Origin of the sequence: Mesorhizobium sp. M7A.F.Ca.CA.002.04.1.1 (genome assembly GCF_004022805.1) — a bacterium.
GTDB classification, from domain to species: domain Bacteria; phylum Pseudomonadota; class Alphaproteobacteria; order Rhizobiales; family Rhizobiaceae; genus Mesorhizobium; species Mesorhizobium ciceri.
Genome location: NZ_RZPL01000621.1, coordinates 1 through 3,451, shown reverse-complemented (window position 1 = coordinate 3,451; position 3,451 = coordinate 1). Strand labels below are relative to the sequence as shown.

Below are 3,451 nucleotides of genomic sequence, written 5' to 3'. Positions count from 1 at the left end.
TCTCACGCTTCTGCGCTTCCGGGCTCGACGCCATCAATTTCGGTGCCGCCAAGATCGCGCAGGGAGCGGACGAGATCGTCATTGCCGGCGGTGTCGAATCGATGTCGCGCGTCGGCATGGGCGCCTCGGGCGGTGCCTGGTTCATGGATCCTTCGGTCGGCCTGCCCGGCTGGTTCGTGCCGCAAGGCATCTCGGCCGACCTGATCGCCACCAAATACGGCTTCAGCAGAGACGACGTCGACGCCTATGCGGTCGAGAGCCAGAAGCGCGCCGCCAAATCCTGGGCGGATGGCCGCTTCAAGAAATCCGTCATTCCGATCAAGGACCAGAACGGCCTGACCATCCTCGACCATGACGAGCATATGCGCCCGTCGACCGACATGCAGTCGCTGGCCTCGCTCAACCCGTCCTTCGTCATGCCCGGCGAAATGGGCGGCTTCGATGCGGTCGCGGTGCAGAAGCATCCCGAAGTGGAAGAGGTCAACCACGTCCATCATGCCGGCAATTCGTCCGGCATCGTCGATGGTGCGGCGGCCGTGCTGCTCGGTTCGAAGAAGGCCGGCAAGGCGATGGGGCTGAAGCCCCGCGCGCGTATCCGCACCTTCGCCAACATCGGCTCCGAGCCTGTGCTGATGCTGACCGGTCCGGTCGACGTCACCGAGAAGCTGTTGAAGCGCGCCAAGATGAAGCTCTCGGACATCGACCTGTTCGAGCTCAACGAAGCCTTCGCTTCGGTGGTGCTGCGCTACATGCAGGCTTTCGACATTCCGCATGACAAGATCAACGTCAATGGCGGTGCCATCGCCATGGGTCATCCGCTCGGCGCCACCGGCGCGATGATCTTCGGCACGGTGCTGGACGAACTCGAGCGGCGCGATCTCAACACCGCTCTGGTGACGCTGTGCATCGGCGCCGGCATGGGCACCGCAACCATCATCGAACGCGTCTGACGGGGAGAGAAACGATGAGCTACACCAATTTCGCCCTCGACACCGACGCCGACGGCATTGCGCTGGTCACCTGGGACATGCCCGGCCGTTCGATGAACGTCTTCACCGAAGAGGCGATGCGGGAATTGAACGCCATTGTCGACAAGGTGGCTGGTGACGCCGCCATCAAGGGCGCCGTGATCACCTCCGGCAAGGATACCTTCTCCGGCGGTGCAGATATCTCTTTGCTGCAGAAGATGCTGACGACCTTCGCCGCGGAAAAGGGCAAGGACGCCGAAAAGGCGACCAAGGCGCTGTTCGACAATGCCGGCATGATGACCGGCCTGTTCCGCAAGCTGGAAACATCAGGAAAGCCGTGGGTGTCGGCGATCAACGGCACCTGCATGGGCGGCGCCTTCGAATTGTCGCTCGCCTGCCACGGCCGTGTCGCCGCCGATAGCGACAAGGTGAAGATGGCGCTTCCCGAGGTGAAGATCGGCATCTTCCCGGGCGCCGGCGGCACCCAGCGCGTGCCGCGGCTGACCGATCAGCAGCAGGCGTTGCAGATGCTGACCTCCGGCCAGACGCTGTCGCCGCAGAAGGCCAAGTCGATGGGCCTGATCCATGAGATCGCCGAGCCGACAAGGTTGGTCGAGACCGCCAAGGCGATGATCAGGAATGGCCTGAAGCCGGTGGCGCCATGGGACGAGAAAGGTTTCAAGCTGCCCGGCGGCCAGATCTATTCGCCGGCCGGTTTCAATCTGTGGCCGCCGGCCATCGCCATCCTGCGCCGCGAGACCTATGGCAACTATCCGGCCGCCGCCGCGATCCTCAAATGCGTCTATGAAGGCCTGCTGGTGCCATTCGACACCGCCTTGCGCATCGAGCAGCGCTATTTCACCGAGATCATGCAGACCAGGGAAGCGGCGGCGATGATCCGCTCGCTGTTTGTGTCGCTGCAGGAACTGAACAAGGGCGCCCGCCGCCCGGCCGGCGTGCCCGAAACCAAGTTCAAGAAGATCGGCATTCTCGGCGCCGGCTTCATGGGCGCCGGCATCGCCTATGTCACCGCCAAGGCCGGCATCCCGGTGGTGCTGCTCGACCGTGATCTGGAGTCGGCCGCCAAGGGCAAGGCGCATTCCGACAGCCTGGTCTCGGATCAGGTCAAGAAGGGCCGCGCCAAGCCGGAGGACAAGGACAAACTGCTGTCGCTGATCACGCCGACGGCGGACTACGCCGACCTTGCCGGCTGCGATCTGGTGGTCGAGGCGGTGTTCGAGGATTCGGGCGTCAAGAAGAGCGCCACCGAACAGGCGGAAGCCGTGTTGAAGCCATCGGCGATCTTCGCGTCGAACACCTCCACCATCCCGATCTCGTCGCTGGCCAAGAATTCGGCGCGGCCGAAGAATTTCATCGGCATCCATTTCTTCTCGCCGGTCGACAAGATGATGCTGGTCGAGATCATTTTGGGCAAGAAGACCGGCGACAAGGCGCTGGCCACCGCGATCGACTTCGTTCGCGCCATCAAGAAGACGCCGATCGTCGTCAACGACACGCGCGGCTTCTACGTCAACCGCTGCGTGCTGCGCTACATGTCGGAAGCCTACAAGATGCTGATCGAAGGTGTGCCCGCGCCGATGATCGAGAACGCGGCGAAGGCAGCCGGCATGCCGGTCGGCCCCCTGGCACTGACCGACGAAACGGCCATCGACCTTGCCCAGAAGATCATGAAGCAGACCATCAGGGATTTGGGCGACAAGGCGGTCGATCCCAAGCAGATGGCGCTGATCAACACCATGGTCGACGATCACGGCCGCTTCGGCCGCAAGAACGGCAAGGGGTTTTACGATTATCCGGCAAAGCCCGCCAAGAAGAAGCTGTGGCCGGGCATCAGGGATCTCTATCCGCAGCTTGCGCCCGAGAAGGTCGATTATGAGGAACTGCAGCAGCGGCTGCTGGTCACCATCGCGCTGGAAGCGGCCCGGGTGATGGAAGAAGGCATCGTCACCGACCCGCGCGAGGCCGATGTCGGCTCGATCCTCGCCTTCGGCTTCGCTCCCTATACCGGCGGTGCGCTGTCCTACATCGACGGCATCGGCGCCAAGGCGTTCGTCAAGATCGCCAGAAACCTGCAGAAGAAATACGGCGCCGAGTTCAAGGCGCCCAAGCTGCTGCTCGACATGGCCGAGAAGGGTGAGAGCTTCTATCAGCGCTTCGATCCCTATGCGAAAGGCGAGACCAGGAAAGCGGCGTGAGTAAGCCTTGCACTGTGGACAAGATGGCGGTCCGGGGTTAGAACAGGGAAGGTATTTTTTCCTGTTCAAAGGAGAGCGACACATGCTCTCGCATGACCGTGTCTGGGCTGCCATTGATGCTCTTGCCGAGCGCTATTCGCTTTCGGCCTCGGGGCTGGCCAAGCGTGCGGGGCTCGATTCCACCGCCTTCAACAAGTCGAAGCGCCTGTCGTCGGATGGCCGGCCGCGCTGGCCCTCGACCGAATCACTGGCAAAGATTATGGAGGC

The 3,451-nt window shown here is 62.7% G+C and carries 2 protein-coding genes and 1 pseudogene; all 3 read left to right on the top strand.

Annotated features, from left to right (window positions below; translation table 11 throughout):
• Nucleotides 1-950: acetyl-CoA C-acetyltransferase (locus tag ENZ75_RS25495; RefSeq protein ID WP_128278404.1), on the top strand; the 950-nt coding region annotated here is incomplete at its 5' end.
• A 14-nt stretch (nucleotides 951-964) separates the two neighbouring features.
• Complete coding sequence (locus ENZ75_RS25490; RefSeq protein WP_063170008.1) at nucleotides 965-3,184, top strand: 3-hydroxyacyl-CoA dehydrogenase NAD-binding domain-containing protein; 2,220 nt, start codon at nucleotides 965-967, stop codon at nucleotides 3,182-3,184.
• Nucleotides 3,185-3,266: 82 nt separating this feature from the next.
• A pseudogene (locus ENZ75_RS25485) lies at nucleotides 3,267-3,451 on the top strand (helix-turn-helix transcriptional regulator); the annotation flags it as partial.

Bases quoted from the DNA above. Each gene is read 5' to 3' on its own strand.
- ENZ75_RS25490 (WP_063170008.1), top strand. From the start codon at position 965: ATGAGCTACACCAATTTCGCCCTCGACACCGACGCCGACGGCATTGCG.